This window comes from Actinosynnema sp. NPDC049800, assembly GCF_040656635.1.
Lineage (GTDB): Bacteria > Actinomycetota > Actinomycetes > Mycobacteriales > Pseudonocardiaceae > Actinosynnema.
The window spans coordinates 193,823-212,073 of record NZ_JBFAMT010000003.1 but is presented as its reverse complement, the minus strand read 5'-3'; the positions used below and the strand labels follow the sequence as shown (position 1 = coordinate 212,073).

The following is an 18,251-nucleotide window of genomic DNA, read 5'->3' as shown; positions in this document are numbered from 1 at the left end:
TAGAGGGCAATAGGACGAATCAACACCCCACCGTGAGTGCACGCTCCCGCACGCCCGCGCGAGTCGTCCCCCCGCGTCGTGCGTGTCCCACGTTCAGGACGGCCGTGCCCTACGTCCGGACCTCCGAGTCGAACGCTCAGGCGTCGACGGCGCCCCTCCGGTCGTACCCCGGGTAGAACTGCCGGACGAGCCGGGACGTCTCGGCGTAATCGAGTTGGCCCGACGTCGGCTGGTGCCCGATGAACGTGTAGGTCAACCGCGAACCGAGCGCGGGGAAGAAGATGCGGGACGCGGTGCCGATCTCGCCCATGGCGATCACGATCATTCCCGTGTCGTCCCCGGAATTCACCAACAAAGAAGCCAACTTCTTCACGTCGGCACCGGTGTTCGCCATCGTGGAAATCTTCACGATATCCGCACCGGCGTCCTTCGCGGCACGCACGGTGTTTTCGAGTTCACCGATGTCGGGCGTGCGGTCGAAATCGTGGAACGACACGATCGCCACCGCGTCGTGCGCGTGCGCGGCGGCGATCACGTCAGCCACGACCTCCCGCGACGACAGCTCCACGTCCACCGCGTCCACCAGCGGCGCGACCTCGCGGAACAGCTCGAGCCGGGCCTCCTCGGAACCGCTCCACCCGCCGCCCTCCGCCGCCGAGCGCACGGTCGCCAGCACGGGCAGCCCGTCGAACGCGCGCACCTGGTCGAGCACGTGCCCGACCTCGGTCCGCGAGAACCGGTCGATGCGCAATTCGGCCACGTCGACCCCGAGGGAACGCGCTTCCGCCGCCGCCCGCGCGCTGTCGTCGTCGGCGAAGCTGACCGCGATCAACGGGAGGTCGAGCCCGAGCAGCGCACGCATGGTATTCACCCGCGGCATCCTACACCGCCCGCTTGACGGGTCAGTTGCGATGAGGTAGTTGGCCCAATTCCGACAACGGCGCGGGCACGGCGCTCAACGCGTCCAGAATGCCCGCCTCGCGGTGCAGCACTTTCCGCACCATCCGCAGCCGCCGGGCGGGCGAGGTCTCCTCCAGCAGCCGCTGCCGGTCCTCGAACGTCAGCAGGCAGTCGCCGGCCAACGCGTACGCCAGGTCGGCCAACGCCGTGTCCGGACCGGGCGGCCGACGCCCCACCGCCTGGTACGCCGCCTGCCGGTACCGGCCGTGCGCCGCCCGCGCGCTCTCCGCCAACAGCGGCAGCACGGCCTCGACCTCCGGCGGCGCCGCGGTGTCCGGCAGCCACTGCACCGACGCGACCAGGTACGGCGCGCTGTCCTCGTCCACGTCGAGCAGCCGGAACCGCCGACCGCCCTTCGTGGTCAGGTCGTACCGCCCGTCCGGCAGCCGTCGCGCCTCCTCCAGCACCGCCGTGCAGCCGATGTCGGACAGCGCCTCGACGTTCTCCGCGCCGACCTCCCACCCCTGCTTGATCGACACCACGCCGAACGTCCGCTCCGGCACCGCGCCCGTCACCAGGTCGACGGTCAGCTGGCGGTACCTCGGCTCGAACACGTGCAGCGGCAGCGACGCCCCGGGCAGCAGCACGGTGCCCAGCGGGAAGAGCGGGAGGGTCGTCGTCACGAACCCAAGCTACGGGCGGACGGTGGCCGCAGCACGGCGAACGGGTCCGTGATCCGCATTTCCCCCGACACGAACCGGAACAGCGCCGCCGGCCTGCCGCCGGACGGCCCCGGCTGCACGGTCCCGCCGGTCGGCTCCAGCAGCCCCCGCCGCGCCAGCACGCGTTGCAGGTTGGTCGCCGACACCTTGTAGCCCAGGGCCGCCGAGTACAGCGACCGCAGCGCGGAGATGGTGAACTCCGGCGGGGCCAGCGCGAACCCCAGGTTCGTGTACGACAGCTTCGACGCGAGCCGGTTGCGGGCGCGGCGGCAGATCGCCTCGTGGTCGAACGCGGTTGCGGGCAGCGCGTCCACCGGGTGCCACGTCGTGTCCGACGGCACCACGGGGTCGATGTGCGACGGGACCAGGCCGAGGAACGCGGTCGCCACCACCCGGGGCCCCGGCACCCGCGACGGGTTGCTGAACACGGCCAGCTGCTCGACGTGTGACAACTGTCGCACATCGACTTTTTCCGCCAGCTGACGGCGGATCGAAGCCTCGACGTCCTCGTCGTCGCCGAGCCCGCCACCGGGCAGTGACCAGCGGTGAGCGTGCGGTTCCCGAGCGCGCTCCCACAGCATGACCTGGAGTGATCCGGCTCTCACCTGGAGCACCGCGGCCAGCACCTCATGTCCCGCCAGTCCCACTCGGCTGATACTATCGGCCACGTTTTCGACCGTTAGGCGAAAACCTGGCTCAAGGGAGGAACCCATGGTCGCTACCGCCTACGTGGAGCGAACCTCGGACGGCGCCTACGACGGCATCGCGCCGGACGCCGCCTGGCGTGACGAGGTGCTGGAGCTGGCCCGCGAGCGGGACGCGGTCATCCTCGCGCACAACTACCAGCTGCCCGAGATCCAGGACATCGCCCACCACACCGGTGACTCGCTGGCGCTCAGCCGCATCGCGGCCGCGAGCGACGCGTCCACCATCGTGTTCTGCGGTGTGCACTTCATGGCCGAGACCGCCAAGATCCTCGCGCCGCACAAGACCGTGCTGATCCCGGACGAGCGGGCGGGCTGCTCGCTGGCCGACTCGATCACCGGCGAGCAGCTGCGCGCGTGGAAGGCCGAGCACCCCGGCGCGATCGTCGTCTCCTACGTCAACACCACGGCCGAGGTGAAGGCGGAGACCGACATCTGCTGCACCTCGTCGAACGCGGTGGACGTGGTGAGGTCGATCCCGGCCGACCGGGAGGTGCTGTTCCTGCCGGACCAGTTCCTCGGCGCGCACGTCAAGCGCGAGACCGGCCGGGAGAACCTGCACATCTGGGCAGGCGAGTGCCACGTGCACGCGGGCATCAACGGCCCGGAGCTGGCCGAGCGCGCGGCGGCGAACCCGGACGCCGACCTGTTCATCCACCCCGAGTGCGGGTGCGCCACGTCGGCGCTCTACCTCGCGGGCGAGGGCACCGTGCCGGCCGAGAAGGTGAAGATCCTCTCGACCGGCGACATGATCACCGCCGCCCGTGAGACCAGCGCGAAGTCGGTGCTGGTGGCCACCGAGATCGGCATGCTGCACCAGCTGCGCCGGGCCGCGCCGGAGATCGACTTCCGCGCGGTGAACGACCGGGCGTCGTGCCGGTACATGAAGATGATCACCCCGGCCGCCCTGCTGCGGGGCCTGCGGGAGAACAAGGACGAGGTGCACGTGGACCTGGAGACCGCGAAGCGGGCCCAGGGCGCGGTGCAGCGCATGATCGAGATCGGGCAGCCCGGCGGCGGCGAATGAACACCCCGTTGTGGGAGGCCCGCGCCGACCTCCTGGTGGTCGGCACGGGCGTGGCCGGTCTGACGGCGGCGCTGCGCGCGCGTGAGCTGGGACTCCGGGTCCTCGTGGTGACGAAGGCCGCCGGCGAGGACGGCAACACCCGGTGGGCGCAGGGCGGCGTGGCCGTCGTGCTGCCCGGCGAGCACGACGAGGGCGACACGGTCGACGCGCACGTCCGCGACACGCTGGTCGCCGGCGCCGGGCTGTGCGACGAGGCCGCGGTCGAGGCGATCATCGCCGGCGGACCGGCCGCGGTGGCGCGGTTGCGGGAGCGGGGCGCGGTGTTCGACGCCGCGCCGACCGGTGGCCTGGCCCGCACGCGGGAGGGCGGACACAGCGCGTTCCGGGTGGTGCACGCGGGCGGTGACGCGACCGGCGCGGAGGTGGAGCGCGCGCTGTTGGCGGCGGCGTCCGACGGACGGGTGCCGGTGCTGGAGAACCACGTCGCGGTGGACGCGGTGCGCACACCGCTCGGCCAGGTGTGCGGCCTGCTGGTGCTGGACGGCAACGGCGTGCCCGGCGTGCTCGGGGCGCCCGCCGTGCTGCTGGCCAGCGGCGGCCTCGGCCAGCTCTACCAGGCCACGTCCAACCCGGAGGTGGCCACCGGCGACGGCCTCGCGCTGGCGCTGCGCGCGGGCGCGGTGGCGGCGGACGTCGAGTTCGTCCAGTTCCACCCGACCGTGCTCTACACCGGGCGCGGCGCGCGTGGCCGCTGCCCGCTGGTCACCGAGGCGGTGCGCGGCGAGGGCGCGGTGCTGGTCGACGCGACCGGCGCACGGGTCATGCGGGGCGTGCACCCGTTGGCGGACCTCGCGCCGCGCGACGTGGTGGCCGCGGCGATCACCCGGCACCTGGCGGGCGCCCCCGGCGGCGTCGACGACCACGTGTTCCTCGACGCCACGGGCATCTCCGACTTCGCGCGCCGGTTCCCGACCGTGCACGCGGCCTGCCTCGCGGCGGGGGTCGACCCGGCGGCCGAGCCGATCCCGGTGACGCCCGCGGCGCACTTCGCGTGCGGCGGCGTGGTGTCCGACGTGTCCGGGCGGACGGGCGTGACCGGCCTGTACGCGGCGGGCGAGGTGGCCCGCACCGGGCTGCACGGCGCGAACCGGCTGGCGTCCAACAGCCTGCTCGAAGGCCTGGTCGTCGGCACGCGGGCGGCCGAGGCGGTCGCGGCGGACCTGGCGCTCGGCGTGCTGGCCCGCCCGTCGGCGTCGGTCGTGGCGGAGCTGCCGACGGCGCCGGTCGCCGAGCGGGACTCGTTGCAGCGGGTCATGTCCCGGTACGCGGCGATCGGCCGTGACGCCGAGGGCCTCGCCGTGGTCGGGTCGGTGCTGGACCTGTCCACCGCGGACCGCGCGCTCGACAGCCGGCAACGGGTCGAGGACGCGGCGCTGACCGTGGCGGCGCGGGCGTTGATCGCGGCGGCGGCGGAACGCGAGGAGTCGCGCGGCTGCCACGTGCGCACCGACTTCACCGAGCGGGACGACGTGCGGTGGCAGCGCGGTCAGGTGGTCCGGCTCAACCCGTCCGGTCAGCCGGTGCTGGCCGATCCGGTGGTGGCGAGGGGAGTGGCATGAGTGCCGAAGACCGGCTTGTCGGGGCGAGCACCGGGCTCGACCTGGACGACGCGCGGCGCGTGATCGCGACGGCGTTGGCGGAAGACCTGCGGTACGGCCCGGACGCGACGACCGAGGCGACCGTGCCCGCGGACGCGGTGGCCGTGGCGGAGCTGACGCCGCGCGCGGCCGGTGTGCTCGCGGGCATCCCGGTGGCGCTGGAGGTGTTCCGCCAGGTCACGGACGTGGAAGTGCTCGAAGAGCGGCGGGACGGCGACAAGGCCGTGCCCGGCGAGCCCGCGCTGGTGCTGCGCGGGCCGGTGCGCGGCCTGCTCACCGCCGAGCGCACCGCGCTGAACCTGCTGTGCCACCTGTCCGGCGTCGCCACGCTCACCGCCGCGTGGGTGGACGAGGTCGCGGGCACCAAGGCGCGCGTGCGCGACTCCCGCAAGACCCTGCCGGGCCTGCGGCTGCTGGAGAAGTACGCGGTGCGGTGCGGCGGCGGCGTCAACCACCGGCTCGGCCTCGGCGACGCGGTGCTGATCAAGGACAACCACGTGCGCGCCGCGGGCTCGGTGCGGGCGGCGTTGGCCGCGGTGCGCGCCCACGCGCCGCACCTGGCGTGCGAGGTCGAGGTCGACTCGCTCGACCAGCTGGACGAGGCCGTCGCCGAGGGCGCGGAGCTCGTGCTGCTGGACAACTTCACCGCCGCCGAGTGCGCGGAGGCGGTGCGCCGGGCGGGCGGTGTCGCGCTGGAGGCGTCCGGCGGGCTCACGCTGGACGTGGCCAGGGCCTACGCCGAGACCGGCGTGGACTACCTGGCCGTCGGCGGCCTGACGCACTCCGCCCCGGCCCTGGACCTGGGGCTGGACCTGCGGTGAGCCGCTGAGCGGACGGGAACGCGCCCGCGCCCGGGGCACAGGCGCGGGCGCGTCCTGTTCAGGAGTCGCGCCGCTTGGTCTTGTCGTCGCGCTCCACGTCCACCCGTTCCTTGCGCACCTCGCCGCGGACGTGCTGCTCCTCGGTCACGGCCTGCTTCTCCAGCCGGACCTTCTCCACCGCCTTGGCCTTCTTCTCCACCACCGGCTCCTGCCGGCGGAGGGTGACCTCGGCCTCCTCGTCGACGAACGCGCGGTCGGTCGACGTGCCCTCGGCGGGCTCGCTCACCACGCGGACCTCTTCGTGCGTCACCGGCACCGTCACGTCCTTCTGCTCCGTCACGGTGTGCTTGACCAGGCGCACGCGGCCTGCCTCGACGTCGCGGGTGCCGACGTCGAGCTCTTCCTCGTAGCGGGTGACCGAGTCGCCCGTGCGGGCCTCGTGGCGGCCGCGCTTGCCGGCGGTGGTGTCCTCCGCGGCCGGCCGGCCCATGGCGGACCTGCCCGCGGCCGTGGTCTTCTCCTCGCGCGCCACGCCGCGTCCCTCCGGACGCGTCTCGCCGGGCATCCCGCCACCGCGCATCTCGCCGCGGCTCAGCCCGGACGTGTGGCCGGCGGCGGGCATGGGCCTGGTCTCCGAGCGCCCGCCCGGCAGCCGGTCGTGGTCGCCGGTGCGGTGCGACGGGATCATGCCGTAGTACTCGTACAGCTCGTCCTGCTGCTTGTCGGACATGTGCTGGTCCGACACGTCGATCCGGGGCGCGTCCTTGACCTGTTGCTTGTCCACGGGCACGGTGACGACACCGTTGCCCAGGGTCGCGTCCTGGATCGGCACGAACGACTCCTTGAGGCCGAACAAGCCGGTGTGCACCGAGGCCCACATCGGCCGTCCGTCCCGATCATCGAGCCACACCTGTTTGACCGAGCCGATGCGCTCACCGTGCTCATCGATCACTTCGCAGTCGTACAGGCGGTCCACTTCGGCCTGGTTGATCATGGCCAGCGTCCCCTTCGCGTGTCGTGATACGTCCCGCGGAAGGCTTCCCGGTGCCAAGGGCCACCTATTCGGCTGCCACCCGTTCGTGTGAGGCAACGTCCCCCGAAAGAAATCAGAGACGACGATTCGCCAGGACGGGCAAGGTATTCCTCGCCCGCGTGACACTCTCCGTGTCCACTTCGGACATGATCATCCCGGGTTCGCCCGCCAGCTGCTCGGCCACCTCGCCCAACGGCGAGGCGACCGTGCTGTAGCCCACACCGGTGGGTGCGCCGCCGTGGTCGGCCTTCGGGTCGGCCTGGCCGCACGCCAGCACCCACGACGTGCAGTCCAGCGCCCGCGCGCGCACCAGCAGCTCCCACTGCTCGCGCTTGCCCGGCCCCGAGCCCCACGACGCGCACACCAGCACGGCCGTCGCGCCGCGGTCCGCCAACGCCCGGAACAGCTCCGGGAACCGCACGTCGTAGCAGGTGGCCAGGCCGAACGTGACGCCGTCGACCTCGACGACCACCGGCGCGTCGCCGGGCGCGACCGTGCGCGACTCGGTGAACCCGAACGCGTCGAACAGGTGGATCTTGTCGTAGCCGACGTGGTGGCCGCCGCCCGTGACCAGCAGGGTGTTCGCCACCCGACCGTCCGGCGCCGGCGTGAACATGCCCGCCACGACGACCACGCCGTGCTCGTCGGCGATGGCGCGCACGGCGCCCGCCCACGGGCCGTCCAACGGCTCGGCCACCGGTCCGAGGGGCACGCCGAACCGGCACATCGTGGCCTCGGGGAACACCACCACGCGGGCGCCGCCGGCCGCGGCGCGCGCGGTTTCCGCCCGCACCAGGTCGAGGTTGGCCGCCGGGTCGCTGGACGAGGTGATCTGGCAGAGGGCGACACGCATGCGGCCCACTCTAGGTAGTGTCGGGTCTCGTGCGCTCCCTCCTCCCCCCGCTGCTCGTCGTAGCTCTTCTCGCCGCCGCGGGGTGCACGGGCGCGGCGACACCGAGCGCCGAGGGCACGTCGGACAACAGCGCGCTCGTGCTGGCCGACCCGATGGAGCCGACCACGCTGAACCCGCTGCTCGGCTACGGCCGCGAGGGCGTGTCGAAGCTGTACGACGGGCTGGTGGAGCACCGCGCGGACGGCTCGGTGCGGCCCCAGCTCGCGGCGGACGCGCCCGAGCCCGCCGCGGACGGGCTGAGCTGGACGGTGACGCTGCGCGAGGACGTGAAGTTCACCGACGGCACGTCGTTCGGGCCCGAGGACGTGGTGGCGACCTACCGGGCGCTGCTCGACCCCGCGTCCGGCTCGACCGAGCGGGCCGCGTTCGCGGAGCTGACCGGCGTGGAGCAGCTGGACGCGCACGCGGTCCGGTTCACGCTGGCCAGGCCGTGGGCGGCGTTCCCGCACGCGCTCGTGCTCGGCATCCTGCCCAGCGAGGCGCTCGGCGGGCCGCTGCGCGACGTGCGCGCGGTCGGCACGGGCCCGTACAAGCTGGTGGACTGGCGCAAGGGCGACCGGATGGTGCTGGAGGCCAACGCCTCCTACTTCGGCGGCGAGCCGAAGATCCGCAAGCTGACCGTGGTGTTCGTGCCGGACGACAACACGCGCGCCCAGCGGATGCAGGCGGGCGAGTTCGACGGCACCGCGCTGCCGCCCCGGCTGGCCGCGTCGTTCAGCGCCGCCAACGGCATGAGGGTGATCACCCACCGCAGCGCCGACCTGCGTGCCGTCACGCTGCCGGGTGGCGCCGTGACGGGTGACAGCGCGATCAGGATGGCGTTGAACCACGGGGTCAACCGCAAGGGCGTGGTGGACAACCTGCTCGGCGGCCAGGGCGCGGTGGTGAGCACGCCGGTGCCGGACGCGCTGCCGGAGTTCGTGGAGACCGGCGCCCGGTTCGCCTACGACAAGGCGCTGGCCGAGCTGCTGCTGGACCAGGCGGGCTGGGTGCGCGGCGCGGACGGCGTGCGCGTGCGCGACGGCGTGGTCGCCCGGTTCACCCTGATGTACCCGATCGGCGACGTGGTGCGCGCCGACCTGGCCACCGCGTTCGCCGCGGACGCCAAGGCGGTCGGCATCGACGTGCAGCTGGCCGGGCTGAGCTGGGAGGCCCTCGCGCCGAGGCTGGGCGCGGACGCGCTGCTGCACGGCGGCGGCACCCCGTTCGACCCGGACCTGATGACCTACCAGCAGCTGCGCTCGCCCAACCCGTGGGGCTACTCGAACCCGCAGGTGGACGCCGCGCTGGACGCCGGGCGCACGTCGCTCGACCCGGCGCAGCGGGCGGCGGCGTACAAGCAGTTCCAGCGCGCGTACGTGGCCGCGCCGGGCATGGTGGTGCTGGCGTCGGTGCGGCACACGTACGTGGTGCGGGAGAACTGGAACGGCTACCAGGAGGTCGTGGACCCGCACGCGCACGGCGCGCTGTCGTGGGGCCCGTGGTGGAACCTGGAGAAGTGGACGCCCCGCTAGCCCCCGTCCTGTTGCATGCTGTTGGCGACAGTGCACGGGAAACCCGCGGACCCTGGGGGCACCATGACGATCTTCCTCGACTCGGCCGGTTCGTCGCTGCCACCGCGTGAGGTGCTCGACGAGGTGATCGGGCACCTGCGGCGCGAGGCGGAGATCGGCGGGTACGTCGCGGCGCAGGAGCGCGCGGCCGACCTGGAGGCCGGGTACGGGGTGTTCGCCCAGCTGCTGGGCGCGTCGCCGGACGAGATCGCGTTCACCGACAGCGCGACCCGGTCGTGGCTGACCGCGTTCGACGCCGTGCCGCTGGCCGCGGGCGACCGGGTGCTGTTCAGCGAGGCCGAGTACGCGGGCACCGCGATCCCGATCCTGCGCCGGGCGCGCGAGGTCGGCGCCTCCGCCGAGGCGGTGCCGTCGGACGCGTTCGGGCAGATCGACGTGGACGCGTTGAAGGAGGTGCTGGACGAGCGGGTGAAGCTGGTCTCGCTGGTGCACGTGCCGACCAACAGCGGGCTGGTGAACCCGGCGCGCGAGGTCGCCGACGCGGCGCACGAGGTGGGCGCGCTGGTGCTGCTGGACGCGTGCCAGTCGATCGGGCAGCTGCCGGTGCGCGCCGACGAACTGGGCGTGGACCTCATCTCGGGCACCGGCCGCAAGTGGCTGCGCGGGCCCCGCGGCACCGGTGTGCTGGTGGTGCGCCGCGAGGCCGCCGCGCGCATGAACCCCCGGCTGGTCGACCTGCACAGCGCGGAGTGGGTCGCGCCGGACGACATCCGGCTGCGGGACGACGCGCGGGTCTACGAGATCTGGGAGACGAGCGTCGCCGACCGGCTCGGGCTCATCGCGGCGGCACGGCACGCGCTGGCCAAGGGCCTGGACGTGATCGAGCGCGAGGTGGGCGAGCGCGCGCGACGGCTGCGTGACGGGCTGAGCGCGCTGCCGGGCGTGACGGTGCGCGACCCGGGCGTGCGCAAGGCGGGCATCGTCACGTTCACCGTGGACGGCGTGCCGGCCACCGACGTGCGCGACCGGCTGGCCCGCGAGGGCATCACGGTCACCGTCAGCTGGGCGTCGTCCACGCTGCTGGACATGACCAGGCGCGGGCTCGCCGAGGTGGTGAGGGCCTCGCCCCACTACTTCGTCGAGCCCGCGCAGGTCGACCGGGCCGTGGAGGCCGTCAGCCGGGTGCGCCCGTGACGGCGGTCGCCACGCCGGGTCGGCTCAGCCGACGCCCTCGGCCAGCTCGACCACCTGCCGCTCGGTGAACCCGGCGGGCACCTGGAGCTGGAACGCCCGGCCGTCGGGCAGCGGGGCCTGCAGCATCCACCGGTCGTCGGCCAGGTGGACGAGGTCGCCCGGCCGGCCGTCGACGGACACCGGGACGACCGGCAGGGGGCCGCCTTCGACGACCTCGCCGTAGTTCGGCACGAGACCGGCCGTGGTGCTCACGTGGATGACGCGGTCCGGGGCGCGCGGGTCCCGCACGGACGTGACCGCCCCGTCGCCGTCCGGGCCGGGGCCCTTGAAGGCGTACAGCTCCCAACCGGCGGGCGCGACGCTGATGGACAGGCTCAACCGCTTGTCCGTGTCGACGAGGGTGTCGGCGAGCGCGCGCACGGCCCGCTCGTCGGCGAAGTCACCCGTGCCGGTGAGCTTGATCCACTGGTCGGGCGACCGCTCCCAGGTGAGGGACACCGAGTGGAACTCCGGCACGTCCTGGTCGACCCGCTCGACCACGGCCGGCTTGCCGGCGTAGGTCGTGTCCCGGCCGCCGTCGCCGCCCTCCGGCCTGGTCCGGTGGGTCTTGACGTAGATGGAGCTCCGCGGCGCTCCGGGTCGCTGGTCGGCGCCGCGGTACACGGCCGCGAGCCAGCCGGGTTCCGCGGTGAAGCCCGGTCCGGTCACCCCGACCGGGATCGGGTTCAGCTCCGGCGGCAGCGTCGGCATGTCGAACCCGACCAGCACCGGCGGCTCGACGCCGGCAGGCGGTGGTGGTGGCGTGCCGCCGCCGGGGGCGACGATCCCGACAACGACGACGACGGCCGCCGAGGCGGCGGCGACGACCACCGCACGGCGACGGAGGCCGACCGGCCGGTCGGCCGCGGGGCGGGCGCCGGCCCGGATCTCGGCCAGCAGGTCGGCGCGGGCCCTGGCCAGCACGTCCTCGGCCAGCGGGGTCGGCTCCGGGCCGTGGTCCCGGAGCGCGGTGAACTCGTTCATGCGGTCTCCTCGGCGGACAGCCGGCGATCGTCGAGCCGGGCGCGGACCTTGCCCCTGGCGCGGTGCAGGCGGGAACGGACGGTGCCGAGCGGAACGCCCAGCGCCGCGGCGATCTCGGCGTAGGACAGCTGCGGGTAGGTCCACAGCAGCAGCACGTCCAGGTCCTCGCGCGGCAGCGCGGCCAGCGCGTCGGCCAGCACGCCCCGCAACGCCAGGGCGTCGACCCGCGCGGCCACCTCGCCGAGCTCCGCGGTCGTCTCCGCGTGCCCGGCCGCCCGGCCGAACGCCCGGTACCGCCGTTCCTCGTCCCGGGCGTGCCGGCGCACCAGGTTGGTGGCGATGCCGAACAGCCAGGCCCGCACCGGGGCGCGCCCGGGGGTGTAGCCGGTGCGGCCGCGGAACGCGAGCAGGAACGTCTCGCTCATCAGGTCGTCCGCCATCGCGCCCACCCGGCGGGACAGGTAGCCGTGCACGACCGGCGCGTACCGGTCGAAGATCACCGCGAACCGCTCGGGGGTCGTCAGCGACTCGACGATCAGGTGTTCGTCGGTGACACCGGGAGGCGACTCCGTCGGCGGCACGGGCCCGGCGGGGGGATTGCGCGTGGTCATGCTTCCTGTTGCCCGAAGTCGCGATCCGGTTCTCCTCCCGGCAGCCCGCGGCCCGGGATCGCGGAGCCCGGCCGCAGTGCCGGGGTGATCCAACCAGGCGCGGGCTCGCCGAAGTGGTCGGGGCCTCGCCCCGCCGCTTCGTCGAGCCCACGCCGGTCGATCAGGCCGTGGAGGCCGTCAGCAGGTGCGCCCGGTGATGCGCGGGACGCAGTCGGAGTAGTCCAGGAACAGCTGCACCGCGGTGTCGTTGCGCGAGGTCTGCGCCGCGATCAGCGTGTCGCGCGGGTAGAAGCCGCTGGTGCCGCTCGCGGACCTGGGGTACATCTCGAACGTGTAGCTCCAGATGCCGTGGGCGGCCCACATCCAGTCGTCGACGCTGCCGTCGGTGATGTAGAGGTCGCTGGCCTGCTGCGGCGTGTAGCCGTTCAGCGCGGCCATCCGCCTGCCCATGGTCTGGAACACGTTGGCCTGGGTGGCGTCCAGGCCCGCGGCGGTGTCGTTGTAGGTGTAGCCGTACGGCCACAGGATCAGCTCCGAGAACGTGTGCCAGTCGATGTGCGACTTGATCTGCTGCACACCGCCGACCACGCGCGTGCCGACGAAGTCGCGGACCCGGGCGGTCTCCGGCGCGGAGAACGCCGACGGGCCGCGGTAGGTGTCGCTCGAACCGCTGCCGCTGGAGCCGCCGCAGCAGCCCCACTGGTGGCCCCAGTTGCGGTTCGGGTCGGTGCCGGTCGCGGTGGAGTTCGGCTGCCGGTTCTTGCGCCACGCCCGGAACGAGCCGGTCGCGATGTCGTACTCGGCGCCGTCCGGGTTGACGCTGGGGATGACCCAGATCTCGCGGCTGTCGACCGCGCCCTTGACGGCCGCGTTGGACGCGTAGTTGTCCGTGTACCGCTTGATGATGTGCAGGCACATCTCCACGGTCAGGTGCTCCCGCGCGTGCTGGTTGCAGGTGAACAGCACCTCGGGCTCGGACTCGTCGACCGACGGGTTGTCGCTGATCTTGATCATCCACAGGTCGCGGTTCTGGTACGACTTGCCGATGCTGCGCAGCGTGACGAGGTTCGGGTGGTCGCGGACGGTCTGGTTCAGCTCGGCGACCATCTCCGCGTAGTTGTGGTAGCCGGTGTAGCCGGACGGGAAGTCCTGCGCGCCGAGCTGGGGGTCCGCGAAGTCCGCCTTGCCCAGGCCCGCGAGCTGGGCGTCGGCGTCACCGGTGTCGCGCATCGGCAGCCCGGTGGCCCGCAGCAACCACTGCTGGCGGGGTTCGGCGATCACGGTGAGCGTGTCGCCGTTCTGGCCGAGCACGTCGACGCCGGTCCGGGCGACCTTCGTGCGCGCCTCGGGGGTGGTGGCGGTGACCTCGAACACGGTCCGCTCGGTCGGTTGCGCGGTCGCCGTCTGAGCGGACCCGGGGTGCGCGGGGAGCACCAGGGCCACGCTCGCGAGCAATGCGGCGGCCACAAGGCCGCGCCGCTTGGTGAACATCAAGCCTCCATCATCAGCAGGGTTTGCGACGGAGATGCGTGCGATACGCAGCGTGGCCCCCTGCTCACGGATCGAGGTAGCCGCCGTTTGTCGGGTTCACCACTCGTGGCCAGGCTGACAGTTGACGGAATTGGCGACGCCTTACCCTTGTGGGCATGCTCAACCGCATCGACCTGCGAGGTCGTGTCCCGTCACCCGCCGAACTGCGCGCCGCGCTGCCGCGCGCCGAGGTCGACGTGGACGCGGTGCTGCATCACGTCCGGCCGCTCGTGGACGACGTGCGCGAACGGGGCGTGGAGGCCGTGCTGGAGCACGGCGAGAAGTTCGACAAGGTGCGCCCGGCGTCGATCCGCGTGCCCGCCGCCGAGCTGGAGCGCGCGCTGTCCGAGCTGGACCCGGCCGTGCGCGCGGCGCTGGAGGAGTCCATCGCGCGCACCCGCAAGGTGCACGCCGACCAGCGCCGGGTCGACACGACCACCCAGGTCGTGCCCGGCGGCACGGTCACCGAGCGCTGGGTGCCGGTGTCCCGGGTCGGCCTGTACGCGCCCGGCGGCCTGGCCGTCTACCCGTCCACCGTGGTCATGAACGTGGTGCCGGCGCAGATCGCGGGCGTCGAGTCGCTGGTGGTGTGCTCGCCGCCGCAGGCGGAGTTCGGCGGCCTGCCGCACCCGACGATCATGGCCGCCGCCGCGCTGCTCGGCGTCACGGAGGTGTGGGCCGTGGGCGGCGCGCTCGCCGTCGCGCTGCTGGCGTACGGCGGCACGGACACCGACGGCCGGCTCCTGGAGCCGGCGGACCTGGTGACCGGGCCCGGCAACATCTACCTGACCGCCGCCAAGCGGCTGCTGCGCGGCCTGATCGGCATCGACGCCGAGGCCGGGCCGACCGAGATCCTGATCCTGGCCGACGACACGGCCGACCCGGTGCACGTGGCCGCCGACCTGATCAGCCAGGCCGAGCACGACACGCTGGCCGCGAGCGTGCTGGTGACGACCTCGACGGAGCTGGCGGACGCGGTGGACGCCGAGCTGGCGCGGCAGGTCGACGCGACCAAGCACCGCGAGCGCGTGCGGACGGCGCTGGCCGGCAGGCAGTCCGGCACCGTGCTGGTGTCGAGCCTGGACGAGGGGCTGCGGGTGGCGGACACCTACGCCGCCGAGCACCTGGAGATCCAGACGGCCGACGCGCGGGAGGTCGCCGCCCGCGTGCGCGCGGCCGGCGCGATCTTCGTGGGCGCGCACTCGCCGGTGTCGCTGGGCGACTACTGCGCGGGCTCCAACCACGTGCTGCCCACCGCCGGGTGCGCGCGGCACTCGTCGGGGCTGTCGGTGCAGACGTTCCTGCGCGGCATCCACGTCGTCGACTACAGCGAGGACGCGTTGCGCGAGGTGTCGTCGCACGTCGTGGCGCTGGCGAACGCCGAGGACCTGCCCGCGCACGGCCAAGCCGTGACGGCGAGGTTCCGCGGATGAGGCCCATCGGATCCCGGGTCGAGCTGGTCGACCTGCCCCTGCGGGAGGACCTGCGCGGGCGTACGCCGTACGGCGCGCCTCAGCTGGACGTGCCCGTCCGGCTGAACACGAACGAGAACCCGTACCCGCCCACGCCCGCCCTGGTGCAGGACGTGGTGCGCGAGGTGGCGGCCATCGCGGGCGAGCTGCACCGCTACCCGGACCGGGACGCGGTGGCGTTGCGCGAGGACCTGGCCGCCTACCTCGCCTCGTCCACGGGCGTGCCGCTGACCTCGGCGAACCTGTGGGCGGCGAACGGGTCGAACGAGGTGCTCCAGCAGATCCTGCAGGCGTTCGGCGGGCCGGGCCGCTCGGCGCTGGGCTTCGAGCCGTCGTACTCGATGCACCCGATCATCGCCGCGGGCACCCGCACGGAGTGGGCGCCGACGCCCCGCCGCGCCGACTTCTCGCTGGACGTGGAGCGCGCGGCCGAGATCGTCGCCGAGCGCGCTCCGGACGTGGTGTTCGTGACCAGCCCGAACAACCCGACGGGGCAGAGCCTGCCGGTGGACGACCTGCGCGTGCTGATCGAGGCGTCGCCCGGCATGGTCGTGGTGGACGAGGCGTACGCGGAGTTCTCGTCGCGGCAGAGCGCGGTCGTGCTGCTGGACGACTACCCGGCGAAGCTGATCGTCAGCCGGACCATGAGCAAGGCGTTCGCGTTCGCCGGCGGCCGGCTGGGCTACCTCGCCGCCGCGCCCGCCGTGGTGGACGCGTTGCAGCTCGTGCGGCTGCCGTACCACCTGTCGGCGCTGACGCAGGCGGCGGCGCGGGCGTCGTTGCGGCACGCGTCGGAGACGCTCGGCTCGGTGGCGAAGCTGGCGGCCGAGCGCGACCGGGTGGTGGACTCGCTGGCCGGTCTCGGGTTCTCGGTGGTGCCGAGCGACGCGAACTTCGTGCTGTTCGGGTGGTTCGACGACGCGCACGCCACGTGGCGGTCGTACTTGGAACGCGGTGTGCTGATCAGGGACGTCGGCATCGCCGGACATCTGCGGGTGACGGTCGGCACTCCGGAGGAGAACGACGCGTTCCTCGCGGCGAGCAAGGAGGTTGACCGGTGAGCCGGGTCGGCAAGGTGGAGCGGACCACCAGGGAATCGTCGGTGTACGTCGAGGTGGACCTCGACGGCACCGGGCAGGTCGAGATCGGCACCGGGGTGCCGTTCTACGACCACATGCTCACCGCGCTGGGCGTGCACGGGTCGTTGGACCTGGTCGTCCGGGCGACCGGTGACGTGGAGATCGACGCGCACCACACCGTGGAGGACGTGGCGATCGTGCTCGGGCAGGCGTTGCGGGAGGCGTTGGGCGACAAGGCGGGCATCCGCCGGTTCGGCGACGCGTGGATCCCGATGGACGAGACGCTGGCGCACGCGGCGGTGGACGTGTCCGGGCGGCCGTACTGCGTGCACGTGGGCGAGCCGGAGCAGTTCAACACCTTCACGATCGGCGGCAACTACCCGTTCGTGCTGAACCGGCACGTGTTCGACTCGCTGGCGTTCCACGCGGGGATCGCGCTGCACGTGCGGGTGGAGTACGGGCGCGACCCGCACCACATCGCCGAGGCGCAGTTCAAGGCGATCGCGCGGGCGCTGCGCGCGGCCGTCGAGCCGGATCCGCGGGTGGGCGGCGTGCCGTCGACCAAGGGCGTTCTGTAGATGCCGAAGGAATACGTGGTCATCGGCCTGATCGCGCTGGCCGGTTTCCTGGGCGGCGGTGTCTACAGCACCTGGAAGACGGCCCGCGGCCTGGCGATCGTCCTGCTGGTCCTGACCGTCGTCGCCGTGGGCGCCGCCGTCGCCTGGCTCCTGTAGCCCCGAACGCGGAACCCGGCCGACCTGAGCGTTCGACACCCGCGCGTGTCGAACGCTCAGGTCCCGCGTGTCGAATGCTCAGGGCCGGCGTGTCCTGCGTTCAGGTCAGGCGTGTCCTGCGTTCGGAACAGCCGGGTCGAACGTTCGGGGCGGCGGACGCCGGCGGTTTGGCTGTCTGCGTATGGTTGGTCACATGTCGTCACCGGCCGAGGCCGCCACCACCGCCGGTCGCCCTCGGGAGCGGGCCGACGCGGCCCGCAACAGGGCCAGGGTGCTCGCCGCCGCGGAAGGCGTGTTCGCCGCCGCGGGCGGGGCGGTCGGCGTGACGATGGAGGACATCGCGCGGGCCGCGGGCGTGGGCCGGGCGACGCTCTACCGGCGCTACCCGGACACGACCTCGATCGCGCAGGCGCTGCTGGACGAGCACGAGTCCGACATCCAGGACCGCATCCTCACCGGTCCGCCGCCGCTGGGACCGGGCGCGTCCCCCGACGAACGGCTGGCCGCGTTCTACCGGGCCATGGTCGGCCTGCTCGAACGGCACCTGCACCTGGTGCTCGGCGCGGAGACGGGCGGTGCGCGGTTCCGGGCGGGCGCCTACGGCTTCTGGCGGCGGCACGTCGCCTCGCTGGTGGACGGCGCGCCGGCGGCCGTGGTGGACGCCTTGATGGCGCCGTTGGCCCCCGAGGTCTACCAGTACCAAAGACAGGTGCGCGGCCTCGGCCCGGACGAGGTGGTCGCGGGCCTCGACTGGCTCACGAGACGTGTTCTCGCAGGTAGTTAGGCGGCACGGCGGCCGCCAGCCACACGCCGTTGGCGCTGACCCGGAACTCGTGGCCGTCGGCGGCCATGGCCGCGGCGTCGACCACCAGCACCACCGGCTTGCCCCGGCGCGACCCGACCCGGACGGCCGTCTCCACGCTCGCGGACAGGTGCACGTCGTGCCGCGCCATCGGCCGCAGCCCCTCGCGGAAGATGTCGGGCAGGAACCGACCGACGGTCCCGTGGTACAGCTCGGCGGGCGGCTCGGTCACCGGCAGGTCCAATGACACCTCCACGGTGTGGCCCTGGCTGGCCCGGATACGCCCGTCCTCGATCGCGAACCGCTGCTTGTCGTTGTCCGCCACCACCTCCAGCACCTGCGCCCGGCTCACGCCCAGGGCGCGCACGAGGTCGTCGAGGTCGACCCACCCGGCGGCGTCGAGCGTCAACCCGACCCTTCCCGGGTCGTGGCGCAGCACCTTCGCCATCCGCTTCGACAAGCGGACCATCTGCTTCTTCTCTTGCACGACCTCCAGTGCAGCACGCGGCACAAC

19 protein-coding genes are annotated in these 18,251 nt (G+C 73.2%); 10 read left to right on the top strand and 9 right to left on the bottom strand.

What is annotated here, in order from left to right:
• Window positions 1-136: 136 nt before the first annotated feature.
• The 3 genes from aroD to AB0I91_RS06235 are packed head-to-tail and all read right to left on the bottom strand — an operon-like array spanning window position 137 to window position 2,269.
• A complete protein-coding gene (gene aroD / locus AB0I91_RS06245) occupies window positions 137-862 on the bottom strand; it encodes a type I 3-dehydroquinate dehydratase (RefSeq protein WP_498781781.1) in 726 nt (241 codons plus the stop codon).
• A 40-nt stretch (window positions 863-902) separates the two neighbouring features.
• Complete coding sequence (locus AB0I91_RS06240) at window positions 903-1,583, bottom strand: LON peptidase substrate-binding domain-containing protein (RefSeq protein WP_498781704.1); 681 nt, start codon at window positions 1,581-1,583, stop codon at window positions 903-905.
• Window positions 1,580-2,269, bottom strand: a complete 690-nt coding sequence (locus AB0I91_RS06235) for an NUDIX hydrolase (RefSeq protein ID WP_498781702.1) — start codon at window positions 2,267-2,269, stop codon at window positions 1,580-1,582. Before AB0I91_RS06235 ends, AB0I91_RS06240 begins: the two co-directional genes overlap by 4 nt.
• A gap of 64 nt (window positions 2,270-2,333) precedes the next feature.
• Here AB0I91_RS06235 and nadA point away from each other — a divergent pair, with 64 nt between their 5' ends.
• From nadA to nadC, 3 genes are read left to right on the top strand one after another with little or no spacing between them, the layout of a single operon-like run.
• On the top strand, window positions 2,334-3,353 hold the full coding sequence (nadA, locus tag AB0I91_RS06230) for a quinolinate synthase NadA (RefSeq protein ID WP_498781700.1): 1,020 nt from the start codon (window positions 2,334-2,336) through the stop codon (window positions 3,351-3,353).
• The gene (locus AB0I91_RS06225) at window positions 3,350-4,972 is read left to right on the top strand and encodes an L-aspartate oxidase (RefSeq protein WP_499635555.1); all 1,623 of its coding nucleotides are present in this window, start codon (window positions 3,350-3,352) and stop codon (window positions 4,970-4,972) included. Before nadA ends, AB0I91_RS06225 begins: the two co-directional genes overlap by 4 nt.
• Complete coding sequence (nadC, locus tag AB0I91_RS06220) at window positions 4,969-5,832, top strand: carboxylating nicotinate-nucleotide diphosphorylase (RefSeq protein ID WP_498781698.1); 864 nt, start codon at window positions 4,969-4,971, stop codon at window positions 5,830-5,832. The genes AB0I91_RS06225 and nadC overlap by 4 nt, the downstream gene beginning before the upstream one ends.
• Window positions 5,833-5,890: 58 nt before the next feature.
• On the opposite strand, the gene AB0I91_RS06215 is transcribed toward nadC, so the two are convergent.
• Both AB0I91_RS06215 and AB0I91_RS06210 read right to left on the bottom strand, forming a co-directional pair.
• The gene (locus AB0I91_RS06215) at window positions 5,891-6,826 is read right to left on the bottom strand and encodes a DUF2382 domain-containing protein (protein ID WP_498781697.1); all 936 of its coding nucleotides are present in this window, start codon (window positions 6,824-6,826) and stop codon (window positions 5,891-5,893) included.
• Between the two features lie 112 nt (window positions 6,827-6,938).
• Entirely contained in the window at window positions 6,939-7,718 is a 780-nt protein-coding gene (locus AB0I91_RS06210) for a carbon-nitrogen hydrolase family protein (protein ID WP_498781695.1), read from the bottom strand.
• A 29-nt stretch (window positions 7,719-7,747) separates the two neighbouring features.
• Between AB0I91_RS06210 and AB0I91_RS06205 the strand changes: the two genes are divergently transcribed.
• A complete protein-coding gene (locus AB0I91_RS06205) occupies window positions 7,748-9,292 on the top strand; it encodes an ABC transporter substrate-binding protein (RefSeq protein ID WP_499635552.1) in 1,545 nt (514 codons plus the stop codon).
• 63 nt (window positions 9,293-9,355) lie between these two features.
• Window positions 9,356-10,486: an aminotransferase class V-fold PLP-dependent enzyme gene (locus AB0I91_RS06200; protein WP_499635550.1), complete on the top strand. Its 1,131-nt coding sequence runs from the start codon at window positions 9,356-9,358 to the stop codon at window positions 10,484-10,486.
• A 24-nt stretch (window positions 10,487-10,510) separates the two neighbouring features.
• On the opposite strand, the gene AB0I91_RS06195 is transcribed toward AB0I91_RS06200, so the two are convergent.
• The 3 genes from AB0I91_RS06195 to AB0I91_RS06185 all read right to left on the bottom strand — a co-directional run bounded on the left by AB0I91_RS06195 (window position 10,511) and on the right by AB0I91_RS06185 (window position 13,611).
• Window positions 10,511-11,509, bottom strand: a complete 999-nt coding sequence (locus AB0I91_RS06195) for a hypothetical protein (RefSeq protein WP_499635549.1) — start codon at window positions 11,507-11,509, stop codon at window positions 10,511-10,513.
• The gene (locus AB0I91_RS06190; protein ID WP_499607392.1) at window positions 11,506-12,120 is read right to left on the bottom strand and encodes an RNA polymerase sigma factor; all 615 of its coding nucleotides are present in this window, start codon (window positions 12,118-12,120) and stop codon (window positions 11,506-11,508) included. Before AB0I91_RS06190 ends, AB0I91_RS06195 begins: the two co-directional genes overlap by 4 nt.
• A gap of 177 nt (window positions 12,121-12,297) precedes the next feature.
• Window positions 12,298-13,611, bottom strand: a complete 1,314-nt coding sequence (locus AB0I91_RS06185; protein ID WP_499607394.1) for a M14 family metallopeptidase — start codon at window positions 13,609-13,611, stop codon at window positions 12,298-12,300.
• Window positions 13,612-13,766: 155 nt separating this feature from the next.
• On the opposite strand from AB0I91_RS06185, the gene hisD reads away from it, so the two are divergent.
• The 5 genes from hisD (at window position 13,767) to AB0I91_RS06160 (ending at window position 17,719) form a co-directional block, all read left to right on the top strand.
• Window positions 13,767-15,083, top strand: coding sequence for a histidinol dehydrogenase (gene hisD, locus AB0I91_RS06180; protein ID WP_498784411.1), 1,317 nt, complete (start codon window positions 13,767-13,769; stop codon window positions 15,081-15,083).
• The gene (locus tag AB0I91_RS06175; RefSeq protein ID WP_498784409.1) at window positions 15,080-16,183 is read left to right on the top strand and encodes a histidinol-phosphate transaminase; all 1,104 of its coding nucleotides are present in this window, start codon (window positions 15,080-15,082) and stop codon (window positions 16,181-16,183) included. Before hisD ends, AB0I91_RS06175 begins: the two co-directional genes overlap by 4 nt.
• Complete coding sequence (hisB, locus tag AB0I91_RS06170; RefSeq protein WP_230567160.1) at window positions 16,180-16,779, top strand: imidazoleglycerol-phosphate dehydratase HisB; 600 nt, start codon at window positions 16,180-16,182, stop codon at window positions 16,777-16,779. The genes AB0I91_RS06175 and hisB overlap by 4 nt, the downstream gene beginning before the upstream one ends.
• Entirely contained in the window at window positions 16,780-16,935 is a 156-nt protein-coding gene (locus AB0I91_RS06165; RefSeq protein WP_498784407.1) for a CG2302 family histidine operon protein, read from the top strand. It begins immediately after the preceding gene.
• A 193-nt stretch (window positions 16,936-17,128) separates the two neighbouring features.
• Window positions 17,129-17,719, top strand: a complete 591-nt coding sequence (locus tag AB0I91_RS06160; RefSeq protein ID WP_498784405.1) for a TetR/AcrR family transcriptional regulator — start codon at window positions 17,129-17,131, stop codon at window positions 17,717-17,719.
• Here the strand turns inward: AB0I91_RS06160 and AB0I91_RS06155 are convergent.
• Window positions 17,691-18,206, bottom strand: coding sequence for an RNA 2'-phosphotransferase (locus tag AB0I91_RS06155; protein WP_498784421.1), 516 nt, complete (start codon window positions 18,204-18,206; stop codon window positions 17,691-17,693). The genes AB0I91_RS06160 and AB0I91_RS06155 overlap by 29 nt on opposite strands.
• Window positions 18,207-18,251 lie beyond the last annotated feature (45 nt).